The 26,854-nt window shown below is 75.4% G+C and carries 25 protein-coding genes; 7 read left to right on the top strand and 18 right to left on the bottom strand.

The features are described from left to right. Positions 1-191 precede the first annotated feature (191 nt). The 4 genes from ACWGB8_RS24075 to ACWGB8_RS24060 form a co-directional block, all read right to left on the bottom strand. Positions 192-1,751, bottom strand: coding sequence for an alkaline phosphatase family protein (locus ACWGB8_RS24075; RefSeq protein ID WP_452215637.1), 1,560 nt, complete (start codon positions 1,749-1,751; stop codon positions 192-194). Positions 1,752-1,999: 248 nt separating this feature from the next. Continuing rightward, entirely contained in the window at positions 2,000-2,146 is a 147-nt protein-coding gene (locus ACWGB8_RS24070; protein WP_452215636.1) for a hypothetical protein, read from the bottom strand. A gap of 147 nt (positions 2,147-2,293) precedes the next feature. Beyond that, entirely contained in the window at positions 2,294-2,608 is a 315-nt protein-coding gene (locus ACWGB8_RS24065) for a hypothetical protein (protein ID WP_452215635.1), read from the bottom strand. Continuing rightward, positions 2,605-2,772 carry a hypothetical protein gene (locus ACWGB8_RS24060; RefSeq protein ID WP_452215634.1) on the bottom strand — a complete coding sequence of 56 codons (168 nt, stop codon included), beginning with the start codon at positions 2,770-2,772 and terminating at the stop codon, positions 2,605-2,607. The genes ACWGB8_RS24065 and ACWGB8_RS24060 overlap by 4 nt, the downstream gene beginning before the upstream one ends. 299 nt (positions 2,773-3,071) lie before the next feature. On the opposite strand from ACWGB8_RS24060, the gene ACWGB8_RS24055 reads away from it, so the two are divergent. Continuing rightward, positions 3,072-3,407 carry a hypothetical protein gene (locus ACWGB8_RS24055; RefSeq protein ID WP_452215633.1) on the top strand — a complete coding sequence of 112 codons (336 nt, stop codon included), beginning with the start codon at positions 3,072-3,074 and terminating at the stop codon, positions 3,405-3,407. 28 nt (positions 3,408-3,435) lie between these two features. Here ACWGB8_RS24055 and ACWGB8_RS24050 read toward each other — a convergent pair whose 3' ends face one another. The 4 genes from ACWGB8_RS24050 to ACWGB8_RS24035 form a co-directional block, all read right to left on the bottom strand. Further along, positions 3,436-4,074: a hypothetical protein gene (locus ACWGB8_RS24050; RefSeq protein ID WP_452215632.1), complete on the bottom strand. Its 639-nt coding sequence runs from the start codon at positions 4,072-4,074 to the stop codon at positions 3,436-3,438. Positions 4,075-4,110: 36 nt separating this feature from the next. After that, a complete protein-coding gene (locus tag ACWGB8_RS24045; RefSeq protein WP_452215631.1) occupies positions 4,111-5,181 on the bottom strand; it encodes an AI-2E family transporter in 1,071 nt (356 codons plus the stop codon). A gap of 350 nt (positions 5,182-5,531) precedes the next feature. After that, positions 5,532-5,777 carry a DUF6247 family protein gene (locus tag ACWGB8_RS24040; protein WP_452215646.1) on the bottom strand — a complete coding sequence of 82 codons (246 nt, stop codon included), beginning with the start codon at positions 5,775-5,777 and terminating at the stop codon, positions 5,532-5,534. A 37-nt stretch (positions 5,778-5,814) separates the two neighbouring features. Then, the gene (locus tag ACWGB8_RS24035; protein WP_452215630.1) at positions 5,815-6,486 is read right to left on the bottom strand and encodes a hypothetical protein; all 672 of its coding nucleotides are present in this window, start codon (positions 6,484-6,486) and stop codon (positions 5,815-5,817) included. A gap of 166 nt (positions 6,487-6,652) precedes the next feature. Here ACWGB8_RS24035 and ACWGB8_RS24030 point away from each other — a divergent pair, with 166 nt between their 5' ends. The 3 genes from ACWGB8_RS24030 (at position 6,653) to ACWGB8_RS24020 (ending at position 8,834) form a co-directional block, all read left to right on the top strand. Continuing rightward, the gene (locus tag ACWGB8_RS24030) at positions 6,653-7,348 is read left to right on the top strand and encodes an aspartate/glutamate racemase family protein (RefSeq protein ID WP_452215629.1); all 696 of its coding nucleotides are present in this window, start codon (positions 6,653-6,655) and stop codon (positions 7,346-7,348) included. A 48-nt stretch (positions 7,349-7,396) separates the two neighbouring features. Beyond that, the gene (locus tag ACWGB8_RS24025) at positions 7,397-7,519 is read left to right on the top strand and encodes a hypothetical protein (protein ID WP_452215628.1); all 123 of its coding nucleotides are present in this window, start codon (positions 7,397-7,399) and stop codon (positions 7,517-7,519) included. 151 nt (positions 7,520-7,670) lie between these two features. Next, on the top strand, positions 7,671-8,834 hold the full coding sequence (locus ACWGB8_RS24020; protein ID WP_452215627.1) for a serine hydrolase domain-containing protein: 1,164 nt from the start codon (positions 7,671-7,673) through the stop codon (positions 8,832-8,834). Positions 8,835-8,873: 39 nt separating this feature from the next. Here the strand turns inward: ACWGB8_RS24020 and ACWGB8_RS24015 are convergent, their stop codons facing one another. After that, entirely contained in the window at positions 8,874-10,436 is a 1,563-nt protein-coding gene (locus ACWGB8_RS24015; RefSeq protein WP_452215626.1) for an MFS transporter, read from the bottom strand. A gap of 262 nt (positions 10,437-10,698) precedes the next feature. On the opposite strand from ACWGB8_RS24015, the gene ACWGB8_RS24010 reads away from it, so the two are divergent. Then, entirely contained in the window at positions 10,699-11,403 is a 705-nt protein-coding gene (locus ACWGB8_RS24010) for a hypothetical protein (RefSeq protein ID WP_452215625.1), read from the top strand. 136 nt (positions 11,404-11,539) lie between these two features. Here ACWGB8_RS24010 and abc-f read toward each other — a convergent pair whose 3' ends face one another. The 5 genes from abc-f to ACWGB8_RS23985 all read right to left on the bottom strand — a co-directional run bounded on the left by abc-f (position 11,540) and on the right by ACWGB8_RS23985 (position 18,503). Further along, complete coding sequence (gene abc-f, locus ACWGB8_RS24005) at positions 11,540-13,201, bottom strand: ribosomal protection-like ABC-F family protein (RefSeq protein ID WP_452215624.1); 1,662 nt, start codon at positions 13,199-13,201, stop codon at positions 11,540-11,542. A gap of 516 nt (positions 13,202-13,717) precedes the next feature. After that, complete coding sequence (locus ACWGB8_RS24000; RefSeq protein WP_452215623.1) at positions 13,718-15,184, bottom strand: FAD-binding oxidoreductase; 1,467 nt, start codon at positions 15,182-15,184, stop codon at positions 13,718-13,720. A 181-nt stretch (positions 15,185-15,365) separates the two neighbouring features. Continuing rightward, positions 15,366-15,596 carry a hypothetical protein gene (locus tag ACWGB8_RS23995; protein WP_452215622.1) on the bottom strand — a complete coding sequence of 77 codons (231 nt, stop codon included), beginning with the start codon at positions 15,594-15,596 and terminating at the stop codon, positions 15,366-15,368. 64 nt (positions 15,597-15,660) lie between these two features. Then, positions 15,661-17,097 carry a S8 family serine peptidase gene (locus ACWGB8_RS23990; RefSeq protein WP_452215621.1) on the bottom strand — a complete coding sequence of 479 codons (1,437 nt, stop codon included), beginning with the start codon at positions 17,095-17,097 and terminating at the stop codon, positions 15,661-15,663. 452 nt (positions 17,098-17,549) lie between these two features. Continuing rightward, positions 17,550-18,503 (bottom strand): LysR family transcriptional regulator, encoded by a 954-nt coding sequence (locus tag ACWGB8_RS23985; protein ID WP_452215620.1) that lies wholly within the window; start codon positions 18,501-18,503, stop codon positions 17,550-17,552. 255 nt (positions 18,504-18,758) lie between these two features. Between ACWGB8_RS23985 and ACWGB8_RS23980 the strand changes: the two genes are divergently transcribed. Beyond that, positions 18,759-19,847 (top strand): alkene reductase, encoded by a 1,089-nt coding sequence (locus tag ACWGB8_RS23980; protein WP_452215619.1) that lies wholly within the window; start codon positions 18,759-18,761, stop codon positions 19,845-19,847. 265 nt (positions 19,848-20,112) lie between these two features. Beyond that, a complete protein-coding gene (locus tag ACWGB8_RS23975) occupies positions 20,113-20,676 on the top strand; it encodes a hypothetical protein (RefSeq protein ID WP_452215618.1) in 564 nt (187 codons plus the stop codon). Between the two features lie 172 nt (positions 20,677-20,848). On the opposite strand, the gene ACWGB8_RS23970 is transcribed toward ACWGB8_RS23975, so the two are convergent. The 4 genes from ACWGB8_RS23970 to ACWGB8_RS23955 form a co-directional block, all read right to left on the bottom strand. Next, a complete protein-coding gene (locus ACWGB8_RS23970) occupies positions 20,849-21,901 on the bottom strand; it encodes a zinc-dependent alcohol dehydrogenase (RefSeq protein WP_452215617.1) in 1,053 nt (350 codons plus the stop codon). Between the two features lie 223 nt (positions 21,902-22,124). Continuing rightward, complete coding sequence (locus tag ACWGB8_RS23965) at positions 22,125-23,426, bottom strand: branched-chain amino acid ABC transporter substrate-binding protein (RefSeq protein ID WP_452215616.1); 1,302 nt, start codon at positions 23,424-23,426, stop codon at positions 22,125-22,127. Positions 23,427-23,978: 552 nt separating this feature from the next. Further along, positions 23,979-25,013: an ABC transporter permease gene (locus tag ACWGB8_RS23960; protein WP_452215615.1), complete on the bottom strand. Its 1,035-nt coding sequence runs from the start codon at positions 25,011-25,013 to the stop codon at positions 23,979-23,981. Then, positions 25,010-26,587: a sugar ABC transporter ATP-binding protein gene (locus tag ACWGB8_RS23955; protein ID WP_452215614.1), complete on the bottom strand. Its 1,578-nt coding sequence runs from the start codon at positions 26,585-26,587 to the stop codon at positions 25,010-25,012. The genes ACWGB8_RS23960 and ACWGB8_RS23955 overlap by 4 nt, the downstream gene beginning before the upstream one ends. Between the last annotated feature and the right edge of the window lie 267 nt (positions 26,588-26,854).

Here is a 26,854-nt window from a genome sequence, read left to right as displayed (position 1 = left end):
CGCCGTCGTCTCCGGAGGTTCCGTTGTAGGAGCCGACCGTGGCGTCGTGGCCGGCGTTGATGATGTCGTCCCCGGCGAACTGGTTGCCGCTGCCGACCACGATGAGGTCGTAGTTGCCGCCCGCCGAGTCGACGGGGCCCGCGGCCGCCCCCCCGGGCGCCCCGGGGGGGGCCCGCCACCGCGGCGCCGGGTCAGCCGACCCGGACGTCGTCCACGGCCCAGTACCAGTTGTTGCGGGCGTCGCGCATCCGGAACTTCACCTTCACCGACTGCGCCCCGGCCGGGACGGCGACGGTCAGCGACTCGATCCGGTTCTTGGCGTCGGCGGAGTACGTGCGCACCACGGTGTCCGCGCCGCCGTCGAAGGAGACCAGCACGTCACCGCGCTGGGCGCCCTCCTGGAGGTAGTGCGTCGCGTACCCGAGGGTCAGCGAGCTCTTCCCGGCGATCGGGTAGGACGGCGAGACCAGCGTCGAGTCGAAGACGGTGCTGGTGGACGGGCTGCCCTTGTCGTCCCACTCGTCCGGGTCGGCGACCGCGATGACGCCCCGGCCCCGGGTGAAGCTCTCGCGCTCCTGGCCGGGCGCGGTGCGGGTCCAGAACTCGTCGGTGGTCAGCGCCCAGCCGCGCCACTCGGTCACGCCGTTGTTCGGCATCCGCGAATTGTCCACGCTCCAGCCGCCGCCCGGGGCGTGGGTGAAGCCCTTCACCGAGGCCGGCAGCCCGGTCTCGTCGACCCGGCTCTGCAGCAGGTCGTACGAGGCGTCGAAGGCGTCGGTGGAGCGCTGCTGGATCGGCTTGCCGTCCAGGCCCCAGCCCGGCTGCGGGGTGACGCCCAGCTGGTGGAAGACGGTGGCCGCGACATCGGTCAGCCGGGTGTCGATCGGGCGGGCACCGGCCGCGATGCCCGGGCCCTGGGCGAGCACGAAGGTGCTGCGCTCGGGGATCGAGTTGCCGCCGTGGCCGCCCCCGTCGGTGTGGCCGTGGTCGGTGGTGACGATGACCGTCCAGCGCTCGGCGGCGTAGGACGGCCGGGCCTTGATGGCGTTCAGCAGGCGGCCGAGGTAGGCGTCCTGGCGCTTGATGGCGTCCAGGTACGCCTGGCTGGCGGCCCCGGAGGCGTGGCCGTCCTCGTCGGTCTCGCCGAAGTAGACGTAGGAGGCGTCGGGGTTCTGGTTGCGCAGCACGCTCTCGGCGGCGTCGGCGATCTGCGGGTCGGTGGCGGCGTAGCCGTTGGCGTCGCCGTCCAGCACCACCTTGCCGTCGATGCCGGTGGTGTAGGTGCCGTAGGTGTCCAGCGCCTTCCAGTTGAGCGCGGCGAAGGTGGAGTACGCCGGGTTGACCTGCTGCAGGCGGGTCAGGAAGCCGGGGTAGGTGCCGTACTGGCGGCCGACGAACGAGTTGTCCTTCACCCCGTGCTTGTCGGGCCACACACCGGTGGCGATGGTGGACCAGCCGGGGCCGGAGGAGGTCGCGGCGACCGGCGGCGCGTACAGCAGGCTCGTGCCGAGCGTGCCGTTGGCCATCATGGCCTTGAGGTTGGGGGCGTCGGCCGCGGCGATCCGGTCGGCGCGCAGGCCGTCCATGCCGACGACGAGGACCTTGTCGGCGCTGATGCCGGAGGGCAGGGTCGGGACGGTGACCGCGGCCTGCGCGCTGCCGGCGGCAGCGAGCGGGACGGCGGTGGCGAGCAGGGCGGTGGCGGCCAGCAGCGCGGTGCGGCGGGCACGGCGGAGGGTGGTCGACATCATCTGCGCAGGCTCCTTCAGGGGCCGGTAGGGGCAGGTTGCGAGGGCGGCACCAGACTGGGTCCGGGCAGTGTCCACCCGACCCTCGCCGGGCGCTGCGGGCGTGAACGGCCGGCGAACACTCACTCATGTTGGCTGGACAACTCCGCCCGGCGCCAGGGGTCTGCACCGACCTCCGTCCGCCGCCCCGACGACCTCCGGCCCCCGCACCCGGCCGCACTGCACCGCCCCGGAACCCGCACCCGGCCGTGCTACGCCATCAGGACCTGCCCGTACCAGCGGCGGTGGACCAGCGGTTCCACGCACAGCACCGCGGCGCCGGCGACCGCCCCGACCAGCAGCGAGGGCCCGCCGCCCCCGTTCACCAGGGCACCCGCACAGGCCGCGGCCACCACCACCGGCCGCACCAGCGTCAGCGGGACGAGGCAACGACCGTCGCGAGCGTGGCCGCACGGAACGGCAGCACCAGGTACGCGCCGAGGGACAGCAGGACGGTGGCGGCGTAGACCGTCAACGGGACGAGGTAGCCCACGCCCCCGGGCGGCTCAGAGCAGCTTGCTCCGGGTGCCGCGCGGCGCGGACCGGGCGCGGCGGGAGACCGGTGGCCGGGACGGCCGGACGTCGGGCCGCTGCGGCTCCTCGGCGCCGGGTGCACCGGGTGCACCGGGGCCGGCCGCCTGTCGGGCGGCGGCGAGTGCGAGCCGGGCGAGTAACGGGTCCTCCCGGCGGCCGGCGGCACGCGCCCGCTCCTGGCAGCCGCGGCACCACAGCGGCGAGGCGGGCCCGTCGGGGTACGCCATGCTCGCGGGCGGCAGGTAGTGCGTGGCGCAGTCGACGCAGACGAGGACCAGGCGGCTCATCGCAGCACCGTCCCCGCGCCGTGGCACTGCCCGCAGGGCGACCAGTGGCTGTGCGTGCAGGGGGTCTGGTCCCCGCGCGGGTCGGTCTCCACCGTGATCCGCTCCTTCTGCGTGCCACCGGCACCGTTGCAGCCGTAACAGGGCCGGGGCTGGACTTCGGCCATGGGTCGACCACCACCCTCCGTAGTGTGCGGAACACGTTAGCGCCCCGGCTTCATGATCGGCCCCGTTCGGCGGGTGCTTCCCCCGTCCGTGGTGCCGGGCCGCCGGTGGCAGCCTCCGGCGGTCTCCGGCCGTCCCCGGTCGGGGGGTTGACGGGGTGCGGCGGGGCGGCGGGCTGGTCACCGCTCGCCGGACCGGGGCGGTGGCCGGCGGGCCGAAACGGCGGCGCGAGGACCGGTCGGACGGTAGCGTCGGATCCGCCGTCGGTCCCCGTCGTCCCGGTGGCGGTGAGGCAGGTGTGATGGGTTCCCCGCGCTGCGGCAAGTGCCGGCGGCCGGTCGCGTTCGGCCCGTTCGGCGGGTACGTCTGCCCGGCCTGCTACTACGTCGTACCGACCCGGCTCGATGCCGGGCCGACCGGGCCGGGCCCGGTGCCGTCGGAGATCGGGATGTCCGGCGGGCACTGCGCGCGGTGCGGGGCGGAGACGATCCACGGTCCGCTGGGCGGCTACGTCTGCGGCATGTGCGGCAACGTCGAGGAGCCGCCGGGCGCCGAGACCGACCGGCGGGACGCCGCGAAGGCCCGCGAGGCCCGCCAGCAGGCGGCCCAGGAGCAGCGCACCGCCGCCCCGCGCTGAAGCCCTCGGCCGCCGGGGCGCTCGCGGGTCAGTACGGCAGTCCGATCAGCCCCCAGCCGTACTGCTCGGTCCTGGTGACGATCTCGCCCCACTCGCGCAGGAGCGCCGTCGCGGTGTCGAAGCCGTCGGGCCGGCCCGGCCGGTCGGCGCGGCCGGTGGCCGCGTAGGGCTCGCGCAGTTCGTCCAGCCGGGGCTCGGCCAGCTCCCAGGCGCGGGCCAGGGCGGGCAGTTCGTCGGGGGCGCGGAGCAGGAGCAGGTGCGGGCGCCACGGTTCCGGGTCGTGCGGGAAGCCGCGGGCCGGCGGCGGCCGGTCGTCGTCCTCCGTGTCCGCGGTGAAGTCCGGTCCGTCCCACACCAGTCCGCCGAGGAAGCGGTCGAGGGCGGCCCGCAGGTCGGGGGCGGCCGAGTCCCGGACGTCCTCCCAGGCGTTGGCCAGCCGGACGTGGTAGCCGTAGGTTCCGGTGGTGCCGTGGAAGTCGTACTCGGCGCACCAGGAAGCCTGCCGCGGCCGGATCCAGCCGCGCGGCGGCGCGGGGCGGGCGTCCTCGCAGGCGTCGCAGCAGTCGTCCGGGTGCACGGTGTCCGTGACGGCCTGCAGGCGGTCGGCCGCCGGGATCCGGGCGAGGTGCTCCCAGTCGGCGGCGACCACGGTGATGTCCAGTCCCATCGGCGCAGGCTAGCAAGCCGGTCGTCCGACGGGGTGTCAGGGTGCGGGGCCCGGGGCGGGGCGGGGGCCGCGCAGTTCGGTGTAGACCGACCAGGCGACCGAGACGGCGGGGACGGCGACGATCGCGCCGATGACGCCGGCGGAGATGCTGCCGGCGAGCACCGCGATCGCGACGACGACGGGGTGCAGGCTGACGGCCCGGCTCATCACCAGCGGGTGCAGCAGGTGGCCCTCGATCTGGCCGATCACCACGATCAGCAGCAGCACGACGACCGCGGTGACCGGGCCGCGGGCGGCGAGCGCCACGAAGGAGGCGACCAGCATCGCGATCGGCGAGCCGACCAGCGGGATGAAGGAGGCGAGGAACTCCAGCAGGGTGAGCGGGAGGGCGAGCGGCACCCCGAGGAGGAACAGCGCGATGCCGACCATGATCGCGTTGCTGGCCGCGACGATGAAGATGCCCCGGGTGTAGCCGGCGAAGGTGCGCCAGGCGGCGCGGCCGCCCCGGTCGAGCGGGTCGGCGGCACCGGGCGGCAGCTGGGAGGCGGTCCAGCGCCACATCCGCTCCCCGGAGTGCAGGAAGAACACCGACAGGAACAGGCCGAGCGCGGCTCCGGTGGCCACTTCGACGACCCGGTGGGCCTCGCTGACGGCCGTACTGATCAGGGTCGAGCGGTGCGAGGACACGAACTCGGCGACCTTGCGCTGGAGGTCGTCGAAGGCTGTGGGTTCGAGGTGGAGGGGCGAGCCCTTCAGCAGGTCCTCCAGCCGCTCCAGGCCGCCCTGGAACTCCCTGGTCAGACGGGCGAGGTCGTTCGCCACGGTCTCGCCGATCAGGGCGAGCAGGCCGGCCGGGACCAGGATCGCCAGCGCGAGCCCGGCGAGGACGGCGAGCGGGCGGGGGACGGCGCGCGCGGCCAGGTCGACCACCGGCCGGATCACCGCGGTGATCACCAGGGCCAGGAAGGCCGCCAGCCCGATCAGGTGGTAGCGCCCCAGCACGCCGAGCACCAGGTACGCGGCCACCCCGACGACGAGCAGCCGCCAGGCGTAGTCCGACAGGTGGCGCAGCAGCGGTCCGGCGCCACCCCGGTTCGCCGCCGTCACCGGGCGACGGGGCCCCGGCCGCGTCACCCGCATGCCGCACCGGCCCGCCGGGGCGCGACCCGCGGGCCGCCGGGGGCCGCGGCGGCGCGGCGGCCGGCGGGGACCCGGGGCGCGGTCGCGATGCCGCCCGGGCGGCCGGGAGAGCGAACGGGCCGGCGGACGGGACGGGGCGGACGGGTAAGCGGCATGCTCCCTGGATAGCGGGTGAACGGCCGTCCGGCCCGTTCCCGCGCCGACGGACCACCGCCACCCGCCGATCCTTCACCCTGCCGTCCACCCGGACGCCGCCGGCCCGCCCCGGGGCTCGTCCGCCGTCCGGGTGAGCCGCCGTGGCGGCTACCGACTGTCGCTCACGACCGGGCCCCGGTGAGGTCGGCGAGGTCGATGCCGTCCCGGTCGTCGAGGCCCGCGGTGGTGAAGGCGTCGACGGCGGCGGCGCTGTCGAGGCGGACCTGCCAGCTGCGGACGACCTCGTGCAGCGGGGTGAGGTCGTAGGTCTGGCGGGAGTCCTCCACGGCCTTGGCCCAGTCCCGTTCGAAGGCGGGCAGCCAGCGCGCGGCCCGTTCGGGCCGTTCGGCGCGGATGCGGTCGAGCAGCCGGGCGGCGGCCCGCGGGCCGGCGGTCGGTCCGACCTCAGCAGCCGCGGCGCCCGAGGGCGCTGCGGTAGTGCTCGGGGTCGGCGAGCATGATGCCCCGGGCGCGCTCCCGGTCGGGCTGCGGTTCGGCGGGGTAGCGCGCGGGGGCGAGGTCGATCCAGCGTGCGAGGTCCTGGCGGGTGCCCGGGTCTTCGCAGGCGAGGAAGGCGGCGAGGACGGCCTCGTCGTACGCGGTGCGCACATCCGCGAGGGCGTGCCGGGCGAGCACGCTCGCCACCGTGGCGATGCCGCGGCCCGTCACGTCCTCGCCGCAGTAGCGGAGCGGGGGCTGCGCGAAGGACCAGGCCATGGTGGCGCCGCTCTTCTCCGCGTCGGTACCGGTGCGGACGTAGTGGACCAGCGCTTCCTGGAGCGGTCGGTGCCCGAGTGCCCGGACGAGCGGTTCGACCAGTTGGTCGATGCCGCTGCGGCAGTGGTCGTGGACGGCGGCGCGCAGCAGCAGGTCGGCGTGGAGCCGCGCGGCGTCCGGGTCCGCCTCGGCGGCGTGGCCGACCTCCCGGCGCTTGTGCTCGCAGCGGCGGTCCGGGCGGGCCTGCGCGAGCCGCTCGGGCAGGGTCCAGTCGGGGCAGAGGATCGCGACGAGCTCGTCGAGCAGCGGTTCGAAGGCCGCCTCGCGGCCGGGCCGGTCCGGGATCATCTCCACAGGCATTGCTGGCCGCCCCCTGGTGCAACGCGCCGCTCCGCGGCTCGACTTCGGTGCCCGCGCCCCAGGGTAGCCGCGGGCGGGGGCGGGCACCCGGGCTTCGCACGACGACACACCCAAAGGAAGGCTTATGGCAAAGCATCGCGGCCCACCCTTGCCTTATAGTCCTGGTATGAGAACCCTGGGCCTGATCGGCGGCATGAGCTGGGAGTCCACCGCCGAGTACTACCGGATGCTCAACCGGCTCACCCGCCAACGCCTCGGCGGCCTGCACTCGGCCCGCCTGGTGCTGTACTCCGTCGACTTCGCCGACATCGAACGGCTCCAGACCGAGGGCCGCTGGACCGAGGCCGGCGCCGTCCTCGCCGATGCGGCCCGCTCCCTGGAAGCGGCCGGCGCCGAACTGCTCCTCATCTGCACCAACACCATGCACAAGGTGGCCGACCAGGTGGAGGCCGCGGTCTCCGTCCCACTGCTTCACCTCGCCGACACCACCGCCGAGGCCGTCCGGGCCGCCGGGCTGCGGCGGGTCGGCCTGCTCGGCACCGCCTTCACGATGGAGCAGGACTTCTACCGCGGCCGGCTGGCGGCGGGCGGGGTGGACGTCCTCGTCCCGGACGCGGCGGGGCGCGCCCTGGTGCACCGGGTGATCTACGAGGAGCTCTGCCAGGGGGTGGTGCGCGAGGAGTCGCGCGCCGCCTACCGGACGGTGATCGAGGAGTTGGCCGCCGCCGGGGCCGAGGGGATCGTCCTCGGCTGCACCGAGATCGAGCTGCTGGTGGGCACCGAGGACAGCCCCGTCCCGCTCTTCCCGACCGCCCGCCTGCACGCCGAGGCCGCGGTGTCGGCTGCGCTCGCGCCGCGCTGAGGGCCCGGACCAGCAGTCACGCGCACGGGCGGGGTGCGCTCGCGGACGGTGGTGACGGACCCGTCGGTGGACTCGGGGGTCTGGCTCCGCGAGGCGGCGGGCGGCTACCTCGTCACCTACTGGCGCTCGGCCGGCTACGGCAAGCCGGTCCTGGCGTCGATCAGGCGCTGAACCGGGGCGCCGGCCGGGCACCGTCCGGGCCTGCGGGGGCTACCCCCACCGCGGGGCGGGGGGCGGGCATGATCGCGTACGGCGGCCTCCTGAGGGATCGTCGGAACCGGCGCCGACCGGCGCCTTCCCGGCGATGCGCAGGAGTTGACGTATGCACGAGCAGGTCCGACAGCGGTTCCGTTCCTCCCGCCGGCACCGGAGTGGCCGGCGCACCGTCGCGGTCGCGGTGGTGGCGGCCGCCGTCGCGGCGGGCGTCCTGCTGCCGCCCGCCGCGTCGGCCGCCCGGCCCGACCCGGTCGGACGGTCGCTGACCGCGCTGGTGCGCGCGGACGGACTGCCCGCCGCGCTGGCCGGTACGACGGACCGCCACGGCCGCACCCGCGCCTACACCGCGGGCGTCGGCGACCTCACCACCGGGGCCCCGGTGCCACTGGACGGGCAGGTGCGGATCGGCAGCAACACCAAGACCTTCACCGCGGTGGTCGTCCTCCAGCTGGTCGCCGAGGGGCGGATGGAGCTGGACGCCCACGTCGACACCTATCTGCCGGGGCTGGTCCGCGGCGACGGGATCGACGGGCGCCGCATCACCGTCCAGCAGCTCCTGCAGCACACCAGCGGACTGCCGAACTACACCGAGCACCTCGGCGACGACGTCCGGACCTACCGGCCGCGCGAACTGCTCGACATCGCACTGCGGCACCCGGCCACCTCGACCGACGGCCGGACCTGGGCGTACAGCAACACCAACTACGTCCTGGCCGGCCTGCTCGTCGAGGAGGTCACCCGCCGGCCCCTGGCCGAGGAGATCGAGCGGCGCATCATCCGGCCCCTCGGGCTGCGCCACACCTATGTCCCCGCCCCCGGCGACGCGACCCTGCGGGAGCCGCACCCGCGCGGCTACCTCCGGGAGTCGGCGGGCGCGCCGCTGCGCGACGTCACGGAGACGGACCCGTCCTGGGCCTGGGCGGCGGGCCACCTGGTCTCCACCGGCTCCGACCTGAACCGCTTCTTCGCCGCCCTGCTGGGCGGGCGCCTCCTCCCCCGGGCCCAGCTCGACCGGATGCGCAGCACCGTCCCCGCCGAGGAGACCTTCGGCCCGGGCGCCCGCTACGGGCTCGGGCTGGTGAGCCGGCCGCTGCCGTGCGAGGAGGGCACCCTCGTCTGGGGCCACGGCGGCAGCTACCCGGGCTACGAGACCCGCGGCGGCGCCACCGACGACGGCCGCGCCGTGACCGTCACGGTGACCGTCCAGCTGGGCGACGCGGCGGCCCGGGAACGGGTCGACCGGGTGGTCGACACCGCCCTCTGCCGCTGACGGCCGCCGCCCCGCCCCGCACCGCCCCGCCTCGGGACGTCAGGACGGGGCGGGGCGCCGGCGCCAGAGCAGCGGGAGGGCGAGGGCGGCGACCACCGCCAGCAGGCCGGCGAGGGCGATGGCCCGGCCGGTGCCGATCGCCTGGACCTGCTCGAAGGCCGCGGTGATCGCGTCGGCGGTGGCCTGGTCGACGGAGGCGAGGATCCGGTCGGCGAGGTCGGAGTCGGTCACGGCGTTGGCGAGCTGCTCGGAGTCGGCGTCGGACAGGCCCGCCGCCTTGGCCCGGTCCAGGGCCTGGTTCGTCTCGACGGCCTGCTGGACGGAGACCGTGGCCGCCACACCGAACGCGCCGCCGAGCATGCTGGTGACCTTGAACATGCCGGACGCGGTGCCGGCCAGCTCCTCGGGCGGGCCGGCCACCGCTGTGTCGGAGAGCGGGATCGACATCAGTCCGAGCCCCGCACCGACGACGAGCAGGCCGACGGCCATGATCGGGTAGTCGTAGTCCCGGGCGGACCCCGCCGTCACCAGCGCCCCGGCGCCGAGCAGCAGCAGGCCCAGCACGACCGGCAGCCGCGGGCCGTGCCGCGCGGAGACCCGCCCGCCGTAGGGGTTGAACAGCAGGATCGTCGCGGTGGCCGGGAGCAGCAGCAGTCCGGCCGCGATCGGGCCGTAGCCGCGCACCTCCTGCAGGTAGAGGGTGAGCACGAAGCTGACGCCCGCGAAGACGATGTTCATCACGGAGTTGGCCACCAGGGCGCCGCTGAACGGCCTGGACCTGAACAGCCGCAGGTCGATCAGCGGTTCCTTCAGCCGCCGTTCCAGCAGGACGAACGCGGCGGCCAGCACCACCGAGCCGACCAGCAGGGCGATGATGACCGGGTCGTCGAAGCCGTCCTCCTGCCCGGCGGTGCAGCCGTACAGCAGGCAGAACGCGGCGCCGGCGCTGAGCACCAGGCCCGGCAGGTCGATGTGCCGGGAGGCGTTCGGGTCGGTCGACTCGGTCGCCGCCCGGCGCACCAGCCAGAGCCCGAGCAGGGCCAGCGGGGCGTCGACCCAGAAGGTGGACCGCCAGCCGAGGAGGCCGGTGAGCACGCCGCCGACGGCCGGTCCGGCGGCCTGGCCGACCCAGGCGACCGCCATCCAGGCGCCGAAAGCCCGCGGCTGCTCCTCGGGCGGGAACATCGGCGGGATCAGCGCCAGGGTGGCGGGCAGGATCAGCGCCGCGCCGACGCCCATCGCCGCCCGGCCGATGATCATGCCGTTGACGCCCTGCGCGAAGGCGGCGGCCAGCGCGACGACGCCCAGGACCACCAGGCCGATCTCCAGGAGGCGCTTGCGCCCGTACACGTCGCCCAGTCGGCCGGCCGCCAGCACCAGGGCGCCGGTGGAGAGGCTGAAGGCGTTGTTCGCCCACTGCAGCTGGGGCAGCGAGACCGCCATCTCCTTCGAGATCGTCGGCACGGCGACGCCGAAGTCCGCGAACGACAGCCACACCGTGCCCGCCGCCACGCACATGCCGGTGAGCGCGGTCCACCGCTTCGGGGAGTACGCGCCGTCCTGCGCGTCGGTGCCCTGCGGCGCGTCGGTGCCTCGGGCCACGGCCCACTCCCCCACTCGGGCCGGCCCCGCGCCGGACGACCACGCCACTCTCCGGAACCGCACACCCGGCGCCGGAGCCGACACTCGGGGGCCCGCCGAACATCCCCCGAACGGCCGCCGCCGACCGCGTACGCCGGTGGTGCCGGGCGGGCCCCGGTGCGATCCTCGCCACACCCGTCCGACCCGGCCCGACCTGTTCGTCCGCGCCCGGATGTGGTGAACTGTGCACGTCACGAGGGTGGGGCGCAGCGGGGGGTGCGGGATGAGGAACGGACGGCTGACGGCTGTCGGGCTGGACGCGGACGCGGTGCACCTGGCCGCCGCGGGACTGCTGCGGCTGGCCGCGGACGGCACGGCGGACCGGGAGGCCGACCGGTCGCCGGGCGGGGCCGGCTCGACGGGCTCGACGGGCGAGTCGCGGGGCTGGCTCTGGCAGCTGCGCGCGGCGTCGTTCGCGGACGCCTGGCTGGCATTCGGCAGCCGGACGGCGTCGGGGCTGCGCGTCCCGGCGGACGCGGTGCTGCGGTCGCTCGCCGTACGGGCCGCCGGGCTGGTCCTCACGGCGCGCGGGGACAGCGGGCCGGACGCCCTGGAGTGGCTGGGACGCACCTCGGCCGCGGCGCGCGAGCGGGCCGAACGCGAGTGGACGCCGCACCCGGCCGAGCCCGCCGCCCTGGCCCTGCTCTGGCACGGCATCCGCGCGCTGACCGCCGAGGGGCCGAACGAGCGGGAGCGCGAGGAGGAGCGGATCACCGAGCGCCACGAGGCGTACGTCCGCGAGCACCACCACCGCCAGGACACCCTGGCCCTGCTGCTCTGCTGTGCGCGTACCGCCGCGGGCGCGCTCGCGGAGCTGGCGGACGGCGACCCGGCGCGGGCCGACCGACTGCTGGAGGACGGGGCGGCCCGGCACATGCCGGGCGACGGCCGGGCCCCGCTCTGGGTGCCGGGCCGCCCGACGCACTGACCCGCGCGTCCGCCGGTCGCGCCGGGGCCGCCGGGGCCGCCGGGACGGCCGGTTCGCACGGCGGTTCGATCCGCTCGGGCCGCGCGGGGAGGACGTCCACGATCGGCCCGCGGGCCGCCTCCGCCGCCGGCCGCCCTCAGCAGCGGCGGCCGGCCCGGAGGGCGAGGCGCTCGCCGGGGAAGCGGCCGCGGAAGGCCCGGTCGTGGGAGACCGCGACCACGGCGCCCGGGTAGTCGGCGAGGGCGGCCTCCAGGTCCTCGACCAGGTCGAGCGCGAGGTGGTTGGTCGGCTCGTCGAGGACGAGCAGATCGGCGGGCCGGGTGACCAGGCGGGCGAGCTGGAGGCGGCGCTGCTGGCCCGCGGAGAGCGCCGCGACCGGGACGGCCAGGTCCTCCGCGCGGAACAGGCCGAGGGCGAGCAGCTGCTCGGCATGCTCCTCCGGGAGCCCGGGCCGGCCGGCCGCGAAGGCGGCGAGCAACGGCAGCCGGGTGGAGCGGGCGGGCAGCTCCTGCGCCAGGTAGCCGATCCGGGCGGGGAGGCGCACCGTTCCCGCATCGGGCTGCAGATCGCCGGCCAGGACGCGCAGCAGGGTCGTCTTGCCCGCGCCGTTGTCGCCGGTGACCAGCAGCCGCCGGCCGGCGCCGATCGCCAGCAGCCCTTCCAGGTACAGGCGCTCGCCGACCCTCACCCCGTCCAGCTCGGCGAGCGGCGCCCCGGCGGGCGGGCCGCCGGCGGGCCGCCCGTCGGGGGCCGGGGGCAGGGCGGCCGTGAAGCGCAACGGCTCGGGCGGGGCCGGGACCGGGTCGCGCCGCAACCGGGCGACGCGTTCGCGGACGGCTCGCACCTGGCCGCCGAGCTTGGCCTCGTGCGAGCGGCGGTGCTTGCCGAACCCCTCCCGCGGGTCCCGGCCGGTGGTGGCCAGCCGACGGCCGGCGGCCTCCAGGAGCTCCTCGGTGCGGGCCAGTTCCGCGCACCATTCGGCGTGCTCCTGCTCGGCGCGGCGGCGGGCGGCGGCCTTCGCGGCGCGGTAGCCGGACCAGCCGTCGCCGTACCGGTGGACGGTGCGCGCCTCCCGGTCGACCTCCAGGATCGTGGTGGCGATGCGCTCCAGGAAGCCGCGGTCGTGGGTGACCGCGACGACGGTGCCGCGGTGGGCCCGCAGCTGCTCCTCCAGCCACTGGACGGCGGGCGCGTCGAGGTGGTTGGTCGGCTCGTCCAGGAGGAGCAGTTCGGGCGCGGCGGCGAGCACGCAGGCGAGGGCGAGGCGGGACTGCTCGCCGCCGGAGAGCGAGCCGAGCAGCCGGTCGCGGGTGATCGCGACGAGCCCGAGGGCGTGCAGGGCGGCGTCCACGCGGGCGTCGGCCCGGTACCCGTCGCGGTCCTCGTACGCGGTCACCAGCTCCCCGTAGGCGAGGAGTTCGTCCTCGGACGCCTCGCCGAGGCGCTCCTCGGCGGCGCGCAGCCGGCGTTCCAGGTCGCGCAGGTCGGCGAGCGCGAGGTCGACGGCGTCCTGCACGGTGCACCGCGGGTCGAGGTCGAGGCTCTGGGCGAGGTGGCCGGTACCGCCGGGGAACCGGGCGGTGACCTCCCCGGTGTCGGGGCGCTCGGCGGCGGCGAGCAGCCGCAGCAGGGTGGACTTGCCGGAGCCGTTCTCACCGACGACGGCGGCCTTCTCGCCCGGCCGGACGGTGAAGGTGACCTGGTCGAGGACGGTCCGGGTGCCGTAGGACTTGGTGACGTCCCTGACGGCCAGCTGCGCGACGGCAGCGGGTACGGCGGAACGGGCGCGTTCGCGCATGGGGGCTTTCCTCGTGGATGCGAAGGGTCGACGGGCGGCGGATACGGCGGCGGCCGTTGCCCGGACTCAGACGAAGAAGAGGAAAGCCATGCGCCCACCGTAACAGCGGGGCGGGCGGGTCTCGACCGAATTTCCGCCCGGCCGGCTCGGCCCCGGAGGACCTGCACCCGGCCCGCGGCCCGCGGTCGTCCGGCGGGCTGCGCGCCCTTCGGCGCGCCCGGTCCGCGGGCGGTGAGCGGTGGGCGGTGGGCGGTGGGCGGTGGCGCAGCCGGCCGGGCTCCTGGGACGAGGGGGGCGTGCCGCAGGATCCCGGCCGGGAGGCTTCGGCCGCGCCCGGGGGCGCGCGACCGTCTGCTCGGCAGCCCGGGTGGTCCGTGGTGGGGCTGCCGTGCCGGGAATGCTAGACCCCTGCGGGTGGCCGCGAAAGGGGCTGTGACCTGCAACTTTTCGGGCGCGAACATGCCAGGCCGGAGGGCGGCGGCCGACCGGCCCCGGGGCGCGCGGCCCGGTCGCCCGTCAGATCGCCTGGGGGAAGTCGAACACCCGGTCCGGGTCGTACACCGCCTTGATCCGCTCCAGCCGCGGGAGGTGCTCCCCGTAGTAGGCGGTGCGCCAGTCGGCCAGCGCCGGATCGCGGTAGTTCTGGTACGCGTGGCCGTTGGCGTGCCGGGCGAGGACGCCGTGGGCGTCGGCCACCCAGCGGGTGCCCGGTTCGGGCGGCGCGGCGGCGGACCAGCCGGCGTAGTACTGGGAGAGCAGGGTGGAGTCGCGGTGGCGGAAGGCGGTGGCCCCGGCCGGCACCCGGTTGACGGCCCCGCCGAGGGCGGTGAAGGAGACCACGCCGGCGGCCGGGTCGCGCCGGTCGGCGAAGCGCAGCAGGTCGGTGACCGCCTCCGGCGGCAGGAAGCCGTCGAAGAAGTGCGAGGCGGCGGCGAACGCCTGGGAGCCCCCGCGCAGGCAGCTCTCGACGTCCCGGCAGCCCGTGTAGGCGAGCATCGACTCCAGGTACGGCCGGGTCGCCACGGCCTCGGAGGTGGTCCGGCCGGTGCTCCGCAGCAGCGGGGCGACCAGGGTGCGCAGCTCGTCGGCGTCGCCGAGCAGGACGCCGCCCGCGTCCACCGAACCGCCGGAGGGGCGGGCCCAGACGTGGAAGTTGGACCAGAGGCGGTCCGGGGCGGCGAAGGCCCAGCGCTGCCACCGGTCGAACGCGTTCGCGGCGTCCGGGAGGGCCCAGGAGTAGCGGAAGATCGTGCAGTCGGCCGCCGGGTAGGTGCGGAAGCGCAGCGCGGTGACGATGCCGAAGTTGCCGTTCCCGGCGCCGCGCAGGGCCCAGAACAGGTCGGGTTCGCGCTCGGCGTCGCACTGCACCACCCGCCCGCTCGCCAGCACCACCTCCGCGCCGGTCAGGCTGTCGCAGGTCAGGCCGTACGCCCGGCTGGTGACGCCGTGTCCGCCGCCGAGCGCGAGGCCGGCCAGGCCCACGGTGGGGCAGCTGCCGGCCGGTACCGTCACGCCGTGCCGGGCGAGTTCGGCGTACGCGGTCATCAGCGGGGTGCCGGGCCCGAGTTCGGCCCGGTCGCCGTCGACCCGGACGGCGTTCAACCCGGCCAGGTCGACGACCAGCGGGGTATCGGTGGACCAGCCCGCGTAGCAGTGCCCGCCGCTGCGGACCGCGAAGCGGATGCCGTGGCGGCGGGCGAAGCGCACGCACTCGGCGACGTCCGCGGTGCCGGCGCACCGGGCGATCGCCTCGGGGCGGGCCCGGTCCGCGTGGCGCAGGTTGTGCGGCAGGCGGGCGCCCTCGTAGCCGGCGGAGTCGGGGCGCAGCAGGGTGCCGTCCAGGCCGGCCGCCAGGGCCGTCCAGTCGGGGGCGGCGGCCCGCGGGCCCGCCTTCGCGGGGCCGAGCGCGGTGCCGGCCAGGGCCAGTCCCGTGCCGAGGGCCAGGACGGTGCGCCGCCGGGGTCGGCGGTCCCGGTCTGTCATGGGCGCCACCCTAGGAGTGGCGGCCCCCGAGGGCCAGGGGGCGCGCGGGCGGCTCCAGGGCGGACCGGGCTCGGGCGCGGGCGGCGGCCGGGCGGCGCGGGGCGCGGCGGGTGTGCTGGGAGCGGAGGGCGGTGAAGGCCTCGGGCGTGCCGGGACCGTACAGGCGGGCGGCGACGGGCCCTCAGAGGGGTTGGGCGCCCAGGTCGAAGCCGGAGCTGGGGTTGACCTTGATCGGGAGGCCGAGCCGGGCGATCCGCGCGGGCAGGTCGTCCGGCCCCTCGGCCTGGAGTACCAGTTCGTCGTCGCCGAGCGGCACCGGGTCGGCGTCCAGCAGGGTCGCGCCGACGGCGGCCAGCCGGGTGGCCAGGTCGCCGGGGTCGGTGCCGGCCGGCACGGTCAGGAGCCACTTCACGGATGCCCTCCCGGGGCCGCTCGGTCGATCGGCCGGACGCCCGTTCCGGCGTCCGGCCGTGCGGTCAGGGCTTGCGCAGCAGGAACGAGTACGAGGCCGCGGCGTTCACGATGCCACGCCCGTAGCCGGGATCCCACTGTTTGCCGGTCGGGTTGATCAGCCCGGCCAGCAGGGCCTCGCGCAGTTCCGCCGGGGTCAGCCCGGGGAACGCGGAGAGCAGCAGCGCGCCGACGCCCGCCGCGACCGGGGCGGCCGCCGACGTCCCGTTGTCGAAGGGCGATTTCGGGGGTGCCGGCACACCGCCGGGGCGGCCGGGGCCGAAGTTGCCGAGCAGGTGCGAGTACGAGGCGAGGTCCGGCTTCTGGCTCTCGAACATGCCCGGGCCCTGCGAGGAGTAGCCGATCCGCTCCTGGCGGCTGTTGACCGCCGCCACCGTGATCACCTCGGCCAGGCTGTTGGAGGCGTGGATGGAGCGTCCGGGGCCGGTCCCGCTGCGGTCGCAGTTGATGCTCGGGCACTGGACGCCGCAGTTTCCGGCCGCGAAGAAGGCGGGCGCACCGGAGGCCACGACCTCGCGCACCTTGCGGTGCAGCGGGTGGTTGAGGTCCCAGATCTCGCTCCTCGGGGCGAGTTCGCGGCGCGGGACACTGACGAAGCCGTAGCTGTTGTTGGTCAGGTGCGGGGTGCCGTCGAGCCTTCGGTGTTCCAGGACCGCCTGGAACATCGTCAGCGCCCCGCCGGAGTCGGGCCGCCCGAGGAACGGGTAGTCGTACAGCCTGGCCGCGGGTGCGGCGACGAGGATGTCGGCGGCGCACATCGAGCCGTGGCTGGTGATCGGGGCCGCGCCGGGCGGGGCGCCGGAACCCGCCCGGACGAAGCCGCCGGTGACCGGGTAGACCTGGCCGTTGACGCCCTCGTCGATGATGCCGACCACGATGTTCTGTCCGCGGAATCCGTCCAGCCACGGCCGGGCGACGCCGAGGAGGTCCCGGATCGTGTCGACGGTGACGCCGGCGCGGAAGGGCCGGCAGTCCAGTCCGACCCGTGAGCGGGCGAGGTCCAGCGTGCCGGCCCCGGTGTCGGTGCCGCTCCCGCCGGTGTCCTGGCCGTCCGCGGGGTCGAACAGGTGGAGCGGGGAGTTGGCCCACACCGTGACGCCCTCGCGCTCGCGCAGCTCCGCGAGGCGGGCGGGGGCGACCTCGACGGGCAGCACCACCGAGGTGGGCACGAGGTCGGGGTTGGTCTCCGGCACCGCGAACTCCCGTAGGGCGCGCAGCGGCTCGTCCGGTTCCGCCTCGCCCTCGCGGGGCGTGCTGAACATCGGCACGACCACGAAGTTCTCGTCCGGTTCGACGCCGAGTCCGGCCACCAGGTCGAACGCGGGGCCCGCCTGGTCGAAGGCCGACGCCTCCGCGGCCACCGCCTCCCGGAAGGCCGAGAACCCCGCGGGCTGCTCGGTCTGCGGTGGTTCGATCTCCAGCAACACCTTGATCTTGGCCATGGCTGCGGCCCGCCTCTCCGTCCGCCGGGAACCGCGCCGGGGCATGCCGCTGCGGCGCGGCGCCGTGGCGCGCCCGGGGCACGGGCGGCGGCACGACTGGGATCCTCGCGATCGCGCGTCGTCGGACGGGTGGGCTGGCCCCCCGCGGGTCCCCGGCCGAACAGAACCCGGGGCCGGGACCGCAGTGCACCGTCGCCCCCGTCCTCGGCCTGGTGTCGGGTCGGCCGGGCGGGGGTCGCGGCTGGACAGGTGGAGCTGGACAGGTGGGAGCGCCGGAAGTGTCGGCTACCACAAATGTACGAATACCGCCCGATTCGTGCAACCCCGTTCCGGTGGTCGGCAGTTGGCATCGACCCGAGGCTCCGTCACGCACGGTGACAGCTGACGGCCGGTGAGGGCGACACGCCGCGCAGCGCCCGGTCGGGCGGCCACACGGGGTGACCGCCAGGTGCTCAGACCGCCCCGGCGACCGGACGGCAGGTACGGGCGACCGGCACCACGCCGGGCGGGGACAGCGCGGGCGAGACCTCCAGGACCACGTCCGCGAAGGCCCGCACCCGCTCGTCCGTGTCGTCGCAGGTACGCCACACCAGGCCGTGTTCCACCGGCGACGCGTCGACCAACCGCACGATCCGGATGTCGGGCCGCCCGTAGAGCAGCAACAGCTGCCCGTCGCCCGGGACCACCGCCCGGCCCGCCGCCACCAGCGCCACCGCCTCCGCATACGTGGTGCAGGGCTCCGCGTACCGCTCGACGGCCAGCCCGCCCGGGGTACGGCGGGGCAGGTGGTAGTCCACCCAGTAGGCCGGCACCGACGCCGGCAACCCGATGAAGCACTCGCCCGCCAGGTCGTCCAGCCGCACCTCCTCCCGGTCGGCGAGGCGGTGGTCGGCCGCCAGACAGACGTAGCGGCCGCCGCGCGTGACGACCGCGCCGACCGTCAGGTCCGGCTCCTCGACCGGCAGCGTGATCAGCAGCAGGTCGGCGCTCTCGTCCCGCAGCTGCGCCACGTGCTGGTGCAGCTGCGTCTCGACGACCCGCACGGCGCAGTGCGGGTTGCGCTGCTCGAATACCTCGCGGGCCGCGTGGACGACCCGGCCGCCCTGGGCCCCCATGAAGCCCACCGTGAGGGTGCCGCTGACACTGCCCGCGGCGCGCTCCGCCCGGAGCAGGGCGCGCCTGATGCCGTCGTACAGCGGCCTGAGGTCGTCGTGCAGGCGGCGCCCGACGTCGGTCAGCTCCACACGGCGGGACGTGCGCTCGAACAGCGGGGCGCCGATCCGGCGCTCGATCCGCTTCACCGTCTTGCTGACCAGCCCGGTGGTCACGTACAGGCGGTCGGCGGTACGACCGAAGTGCAGTTCCTCGCAGAGCGTCAGGAAGATCTCCATCTCCGCGCGTTCCATCCCCGGACTCCCCCATCCTTGAATCTCCGGACACGATCATGCCGCATCGTGGTCCGGGCCGCCCACGATCGCCGTTCCACCGCGCCTGACCAGGGCGTCCTTGACCACAGGTCAACAGTCGTTGCCGCGGCACGCGTTGATCGACTCGCCGTCCGGGCCCCATCGTTGAGGTGCATCGCCCTGATCGCGCCGGCCCGGTCCGCACCGGCCGCCGCCGGAGCGCAGGGCGCCTTCCCACGAGCGAGGACGAACGAGATGACCGGATACTTCACGCCGCTGGCCGTCGGCAAGCTGGAGCTGCCCAACCGCCTGGTGATGGCCCCGATGACCCGCAACCGGGTCCAGGACGGCGGCCGGATCTCCCCGCTCGCCGCCGACTACTACGCCCAGCGCGCCGGAGCCGGCCTGATCGTCTCCGAGGCCACCGGGATCAACGAGATCGGCCTCGGCTACGGCCTCACCCCCGGCCTCTGGACCGCCGGCCAGGTCGAGGCCTGGCGGGCGGTCACCGGCGCCGTGCACGCCGCGGGCGGGCGGATCTTCGCGCAGCTCGTCCACTGCGGCCGGATCGGCCACCCCAGCCTGTACGCCGACGGCGCACTGCCGCTGGCGCCCTCCCCCATCGCCTCCGGGCAGCAGCTGTACACCCCCGACGGCATGCTCGACCACCCGGTGCCCCGAGCGATGGACGCCGAGGACATCGCCCGCACGATCGCCGACTTCGCCACCGCCGCGCGCCACGCGATCGAGGCCGGCTTCGACGGGGTCGAGGTGCACGGCGCCAACGGCTTCCTGCTGCACCAGTTCCTGGCGGAGGGCACCAACCACCGCACCGACGGGTACGGCGGCCCGGTCGCCGGACGGATCCGCCTCACGCTGGAGGTGGTGGCCGCCGTCGCCGAGGCGATCGGGCCCGAGCGGGTGGGTCTGCGGCTGTCCCCCGGGATCGAGTTCAACGGCATGCAGGGCACCGAGAGCGACACCGCCGGCCTCTACACCGCCCTGCTGCAGGCCCTGGCGCCGACCCCGCTCGCCTACCTGCACATCGTCGAGATCCTCACCCGGGACCTCACCCGGCAGCTGCGCGCCGAGTGGCCCGGGGTCCTGCTGCTCTGCCCGCACCCGGACGCGGACTCCTTCCCCGGCACGCCCGAGATCGGCGCGCGGGCCCTGGAGGAGGGTGTGGCCGACGCCGTCGCCCTGGGCGAACTGTGGCTGGCCAACCCCGACCTGCCCGCCCGGGTCCGGTACGGCGGCCCCTACAACCCGGCCGACCGGTCCACCTTCTACGGCGGCGACCACCGCGGCTACACCGACTACCCCACGCTCGACGCCGCCTCCTGACCGCGGCGCCGGCGCCCGCCGTACAGCCGGGAGGAGGTGGGGGGTGGGGCACGGCGGCGATCGGGCTCCGAGCAGGCGCCGGGAGCCTTCCCACCCCCCATGGCCGCGAGTCCCTCACGACATCCGTCCGGCCCATCGAGGACCCCAACGTAACCGGCGCCACCGACACGGCCCGCCGCCCCGGGCGGCGACCCCGGCGTCCGAGGTGCCCGCTACCCTCCGCGGAGGGTGCCACCCGGGCACCGGGGAGCAGCGGAGGTACGGCATGTCCCAGAACCTCACCGTGGCGGCGGCGGTCACCGTCGCCGTGCCGCGCCTTCGGGCGTACCTGCGGGCGCCGGTGGTGCCGGCCTCGGCGTGGCCGGTGGAGGACTGGGCCGGGTTGGGCGACCGCGCGGAGCTGGCCGCCGCCGCCGGCGTGTGCGACCGCTGGCTCGACGGCGACTACGCGGGACTGTGGCGCGGACTCGACGAGGACGGCGGGTTGGCCCTCGGGTACGACGAGGGCAGCGGCGCGCTGACGGTCGACATCGACACCCGGGTCGACGTCCGGCTCCCGTCGCTGGTGTGGGGGTTCACCGTCCTGCGCGGACTGGCCGGCTTCCTGGCCGGGGACGACGGGGGGCTGGTGACGGTCACCGGCGACTGGGACGGCGAGCCGGTGGCGATGCACCTCGCGCCCGGACGGTCGCGCTTCCTCGACCGGGGTCGGGACGCCGCGGCGCTGGCCCGGGCCGGGGATGCCGCGTTCGACGTGCGGTGCGCCGTCGCGGACACCGACCCGGACGCGTCGGCGACCGACATCATCGAACGCCTGCTGGGGAGTTGACCGGACCGGCGGACCCGAACGGGCACCGTCCGGGAGCCCGGCGTCCGTGGATCCGACGGACGGCGGGCCCCCGGACGGTACCGGGTGCCCTCCGCAACCCCGGGGTGGACCCGCTGGGCCCCGGTGCCCGCCGCCGGGGGGGCGGCGGGCACCGGGGCCGGGGAGCGCGGGTTCAGATGCTGACGACGATCTTGCCGGCCGCCTCGCCCGCGGCCATCCGGGCCAGGCCGGCCGGGACCACGTCGGCCAGGTCGACGACCGAGTCGACCGAGGCGGTCGCGATGTGCGGGTGCTCGGCGAGCATGGCCAGCGCCTCGGGCAGGTCCTGGTCGCAGATGTGCACCTTGGAGGTCGAGATCCGCATCTCCTCCAGCACCAGCCGGGTCAGGTCCAGCGGCGAGGGGTCGCGGTGCAGGCCGACCAGCCGGATGTGGCCGCCGCGGGCGACCGCGGACATCGCCGTCCGCAGGCCCTGGGGCACGCCGGAGGTCTCCACGACCACCTCGGCGCCCGCGCCCCCGGTGGCCCGGCGGATGGCGGCCGCGGCGTCCTCGCGGGAGGCGTCGACGAGGACCCGGGCCCCGAACTGCTCGGCGGTCCTGAGGCGGGCGGGCGAGACGTCGACGGCGATCGTGTCGATGCCCCAGGCCGTGCAGGCGGCGACGGCCAGCGAACCGATCCCGCCGAGGCCGATGACGGCGACGGCCTCCCCGGGTTCGGCACCGATGCCGCGTACGGCGTGCAGGGCCACGGCCAGCGGCTGGGCCATCACCGCCACGTCCGGCGGGCAGGTCCCGGCGGAACGGGTGATCCGCGCGGGGACGTTGACCCGCTCGGCGAGGCCGCCGTCGGCGTGCAGCCCCAGGGTGTAGTAGCCCGCGCAGAGGTTGGTCCGGCCCGCGAGGCAGTAGCGGCACTCCCCGCAGGACACCCCGGAGCCCGGGACGACCAGGTCGCCGACGGCGAAACCGGTCACGCCCTCGCCGACGGCCGCCACCCGGCCGACCATCTCGTGTCCGAGCACCAGGGGGCCCGTCAGCCCGCTCCCCGCATGGGGTGCGGCGAACGGGATCAGATGGGGGCCCGAGACGAACTCGTCCACGTCCGTCCCGCAGATGCTCGCCCGTATCAGGTCCAACTGCAGGTGGCCCGCCCCGGGTGCCGGCGGGTCCGGCCAATCCTGGACCCGTACGTCACCCTTGCCGTGGTACACCGCAGCACGCATCCGAACCACACCCTTCGTAGCGACCAGCCCGACCCCGCTCGGCATGCACCGACCAACCGGGGCACGAAAGTTGGACACTACCCAGCCACCTCGGACCCACACCCGACCCGGCGGCCCCGGGCGACCCGGCAGCCCCGCCGGAGGGCGACCCGAGAACCCGCCGGACCCGAGAAGCCGAGGACCGAGGACCGAGGACCCGGCGGGACGCGGCCGGGCCGGCCGGTCAGAAGTCGCGCAGCCGGGCGAGCGGGACGACCGGCTTCCAGGAACCGCCCTGGACCTGGTGGATGGAGGACATCTGGTTGCGGGTGTCCCCGAACTCGTCGAAGGAGACGTCGCCCGTGACGCCGAAGAAGTTCACCTGCTGCAGCGCCTCGGCGACGGCCTTGCGCAGCTGGTCGCCGGTGGGCTTGGAGCCCTCGCCGTGCCGGGCCCGGCCGACCGCCTCGATCAGCGCCCAGGTCGAGTCGTAGGCGTAGGCGCCGAACGGTCCGGGCTCCTCCGGGTGGCCGGCCACCCGGTAGGCGTCGAGGTAGGTCTGGGCGGAGGCCAGGCCCTCGACCGAGATGCCGGGCTGGCTGGCGATGTCCCCGTTGGCTCCCGCGCCGGCGGCCTTCACGTACCCGTCGGTGTGCAGCCCGTCGCCGCCGGCCACCGGGACCTTCACCCCGGCCGCCTTGAGCTGCGCGGAGAGCGGGCCGCCCTCGGGGTGCTGGCCACCGAAGTAGACGATGTCGGGCTTGGCGGCGGCGATCTGGGCGACCAGCTTGGTGTGGTCGGTGGCGCCGGGCTCCACGGTGGCCTTCAGCACCACCTTGCCGCCGGCCGCCTCGAAGGCCCCGGCGAACTCGGCGGCCAGGTTGGCGCCGTACACCTTGGTGTCGCTGACCACCGCGGCCTTGGCCGCGTTGAGCTTGCTGCGGGCGTAGCGGGCGATCAGCGGGCCCTGGACGGCGTCGGTGGTGACGGTGCGGAAGTAGGTGGCGTACTGGCGCTTCTTGCCGTTGGCGCGGTAGTCCGGGCCCCAGGTCAGGGCGGGTGCGGTGTTGGACGGGGAGATCTCCGCGAGCCCGGCCCGGGCGAGCACGGGGGCCATGGTGAGTGCGCTGGAGGAGGTCAGCGGGCCGACCACGCCGACCACGTCGGGGTCGGCGGCGAAGGCCTCGCCGTTGGTCCGCGCGACCTGGTCGTCGGCCCGGTCGTCCCTCGCGTCGAGCCGGAAGCGCACGCCGGGCACCGTCTTCTTCTCGTTCGCCCGGGCGATGGCGAGGTCCGCCGAGTGCCGGACGCCCTGACCGAGTTCGGCGAGTTCGCCGCTCAGCGGCGCGTCGAGGCCGATGGTGACGGTGAGGGTCGAGTCCGAGCCCGACCCGGCGGGCCAGCAGCCGGGCAGCAGGAGCAGGCACGCCAGGCCCAGGACGGGCAGCCGGACGGCCGTGCCGCCGAGCGGCCGGGCGGCCTGGGCGGGGGTCGCGGGCGCGTCCGGGGCCTGGGCGGCAGGTCCGGACAGCGGAAGTCTGGTCAACGGTTCATCCCTTGCGGAGCGGGAGCCCTCCGACCCACCGGAACGGTCCGGGTCGCGTCGGATCGGGGTACGGCGACCGTCGGGCCCGGCGCGAACTCGGTGACAGGAGGGGAGGGTTGTCAGGACAGGCGGGACTGCGGCGGGTCCTGTCCTGGTGGAGCCGAGGGGCGCTGGCCAGGGCGGGGCCGGTCCCCGGACACCTGCCCGACCGGTTGGTCGGCATCCATGGGGCGTGACCATAACGGCGCCGCCCGCGGAGCGTCAACGGATTCGACGGGGGCGATCGAACGGGGGATCGGACGTCGAACGCGCTGGCACCGGAGGCCGGAACGGGTGCCGGATCCGGCCGTGTACGACCGCCCCGGACGCCACGGGCACCCCGGCCGTTCCGGGCCCCGCCGCGCCGTCCGGAGCGGGTTCCGGACCCCGGTCCTCCCGGGCGGTGACGCCTCCGGGGCCTGGAGGCGGACGTGCGACTGCCGGGCCCCGCGGGGCCCGGCAGTCGTCGGCGGCACGGTCGACCCTCAGCGACCTCCGCCGGTACGGGGGCCGTCAGGCCGGCAGGCCGATGGCGCGTTCGCCGCTGCGGCGCTGCTGGATGACGACGGCGACGACGAGCAGGGCGCCCTGGGCGACGTTCTGCCAGAAGGAGTTGATGCCCTGGACGGTGAGGCCGTTCTCCAGGGCGCCGAGGAGTGCGACGGCGAGCAGGGTGCCGCCGATGCCGCCCTTGCCGCCCTTGAGGGCCGCGCCGCCGAGGGCGGCGGCGGTGATGGCCTTGAGTTCGAGGCCCTCGCTGCCGGAGACGGGCTGTCCGGAGCCGGTGCGGGCGGTGAGCAGGATGCCCGCGACGGCGGCGACGATGCCGATCAGGGCGTAGACGGAGATCAGGTACTTGTTGATGCTGATGCCGGCCAGGCGGGCGGCGGTGTCGTTGCCGCCGATCGCGTACAGGTTGCGGCCGATGTCGGTGTACTTGAGGAGCAGGTGGACGGCGAGGGAGGTGAGGATGAGGATCCAGACCATGACGGGCAGGCCGGCGATCTTGCCGCGGCCCAGGAAGACGAACACGTCGTTGTTGAGGACGTAGCCCTGGGCGCGGCCGTCGGAGACGAGCTGGGCGATGCCCTTGTAGGCGGCGAGGCCGGCGAGGGTGGCGATGGTGGGGTTGACCCGGCCGTAGACGATGATGACGCCGTTGAGGACGCCGATCAGCAGGCCGACGCCGATGGCGGCGGCCATGCCGAGGTAGGCGTTGGAGCCGGTGGTGGTGAAGGCCATCGCGCTGATGACGGAGGCGACGCCGGCCTGGGAGCCGACCGAGATGTCCAGGCCGCCGCAGATGATGACGACGGTCTGGACGACCGCGAGCAGGCCGGTGATGGTGGCGGCCTCGGCGATCACCTGCATGTTGGAGACGCTGAGGTAGTTGTCGTTGAGGACGCCGAACAGGGCGAGCACGACGACCAGGGCGCCGACCAGGCTGAGGTTCTGCCCGCCCACCTGGGCCAGGACGGCGAAGCGGCCCGGCCCGGTGGCGGTGCGGTGCGCTCCCGTACCGGCGGGGGTGTTGGTGGTGGTGCTCATGCGGATGCTCCAGGGGTGGCTGCGGGGGCGAGGTCGTCGGCCATGGCGAGGTGCAGGACGGCCTCCTCGGTGGCTTCGGCGCGGGCGAGTTCGCCGGTGATGCGGCCGTTCTGCATCACGACGATCCGGTCGGCGAGGCCGAGGACCTCGGGGAGTTCGGAGGAGATGACCAGGACGGCGACGCCCTCGGCCGCCAGGTCGGCGATGATCTGGTAGATCTCGGCCTTGGCCCCGATGTCGATGCCGCGGGTCGGCTCGTCGAGGATCAGGACCTTGGGCTTGCGGGCGAGCCAGCGGGCCAGGACGACCTTCTGCTGGTTGCCGCCCGACAGCTTGCGCACCTCGTGCTCGATGGAGGGGGTGCGCACCCGCAGCCGGTCGGTGTACTCCTGCGCCAGCTCACGCTCGGCCGCCCTGCGGACGAAGCGGAAGCGGCGCAGGCGCTCCAGGACGACGGTGGAGGTGTTGTCGCGGATCGAGCGGTGCAGGAACAGGGCCTGGGCCTTGCGCTCCTCGGGGGCCAGTCCCAGGCCGGCGCGGATCACGGCGCCGGGGTTGCCGGAGGGCAGGCGCTGCCCGTCCAGGGTGACCGTGCCGGCGTGTACGGGGAGGTCGCCGGCCAGGGCGAGGGCGAGTTCGGAGCGTCCGGCGCCGATCAGGCCGGCCAGGCCCACCACTTCGCCGGCATGGATCCGCAGGTCGATGCCGGTGACGTCGTCGGTGGTCAGCCCCTGCACGTCCAGGACCAGGCGGTCGGTGGCGACCCGCTCGCGGGAGAACATGGCGGACAGGTCGCGGCCGACCATCAGGCGCACCAGTTCGCCCTCGGTGGTGGTGGCGGCGTCCTGGATGCCGGCGAGCGTGCCGTCGCGCAGGACGGCGATCCGGTCGGCGAGTTGGAAGATCTCCTGCATGCGGTGGGAGACGTAGACGACGGCCACGCCCTCGTCGCGCAGCCGCCGGATGAGGGCGAACAGCGCCTCGACCTCGTTCTCGGACAGCGAGGAGGTCGGCTCGTCGAAGGCGATGACCTTCGCCTCGCCGGTCAGGGCGCGCAGGATCTCCACCAGCTGGCGCTGGGCGGGGGTCAGCTGGGAGCCGAGCAGGCTCGGGTCGAGGACCTTGTCGAAGCCCAGGCGCTTGAGGTCGCCGGTGATCCGGCGCTCCAGTTCGGCGCGGTCCAGGCGGCGCCCGGCGCGGCGGGGCAGGGAGCCGGCGTAGACGTTCTCGGCGACGGAGACGTGCGGGATGATCTCCGGTTCCTGCGGGATGATCCGGATCCCCGCCCGGCGGGCGTCGGTCGGCGAGGAGAGGCGTATCTCCCGCCCGTCGACGACGACGCTGCCCTCGGTGGGCTGGTGGTCGCCGGTGAGGATCTTCAACAGGGTGGACTTGCCGGCGCCGTTCTCGCCCATCAGGGCGGTGACCTGGCCGGCCGGGAAGTCGAGGGTGACACCCTCCAGAGCCCGCACCGCACCGAACCGCTTGGAGACGTGCCGCACGCCGGCGCTGCCGGAGGACTGCGAGGCGGTGGGCGGGCGGGGATCCGGATTCGTGTCGTGGGCTTCGCTCATGGTGGATCGCTTTCGATCGCGCGGAGGGCGGGGAGGGCCCGCCGTACGGGGGCCACTGGATTCGGAGGCGGCGGCGCTCCGACGGGCCGGGCCGACGGGGAGGGGTGCCGCCTCCGGCCCCGGCAGCAGGTCCGGGGCCGGAGGGGCGGGTGGCCGTTCCCGGGGGGGGGGGGGGGGGGCGGGGGGGGCGGGTTCGGGGGGGGAGGCTGCAGGGGACGCCGGAGGACTACAAGGTGGCCGCGGCGACCCGGGTGGTGGGGGGGACGC

The organism is Kitasatospora sp. NPDC054939, from assembly GCF_053610105.1.
The sequence above is the reverse complement of the archived record's forward strand: the minus strand, read 5'-3'. Positions and strand labels throughout refer to the sequence as shown.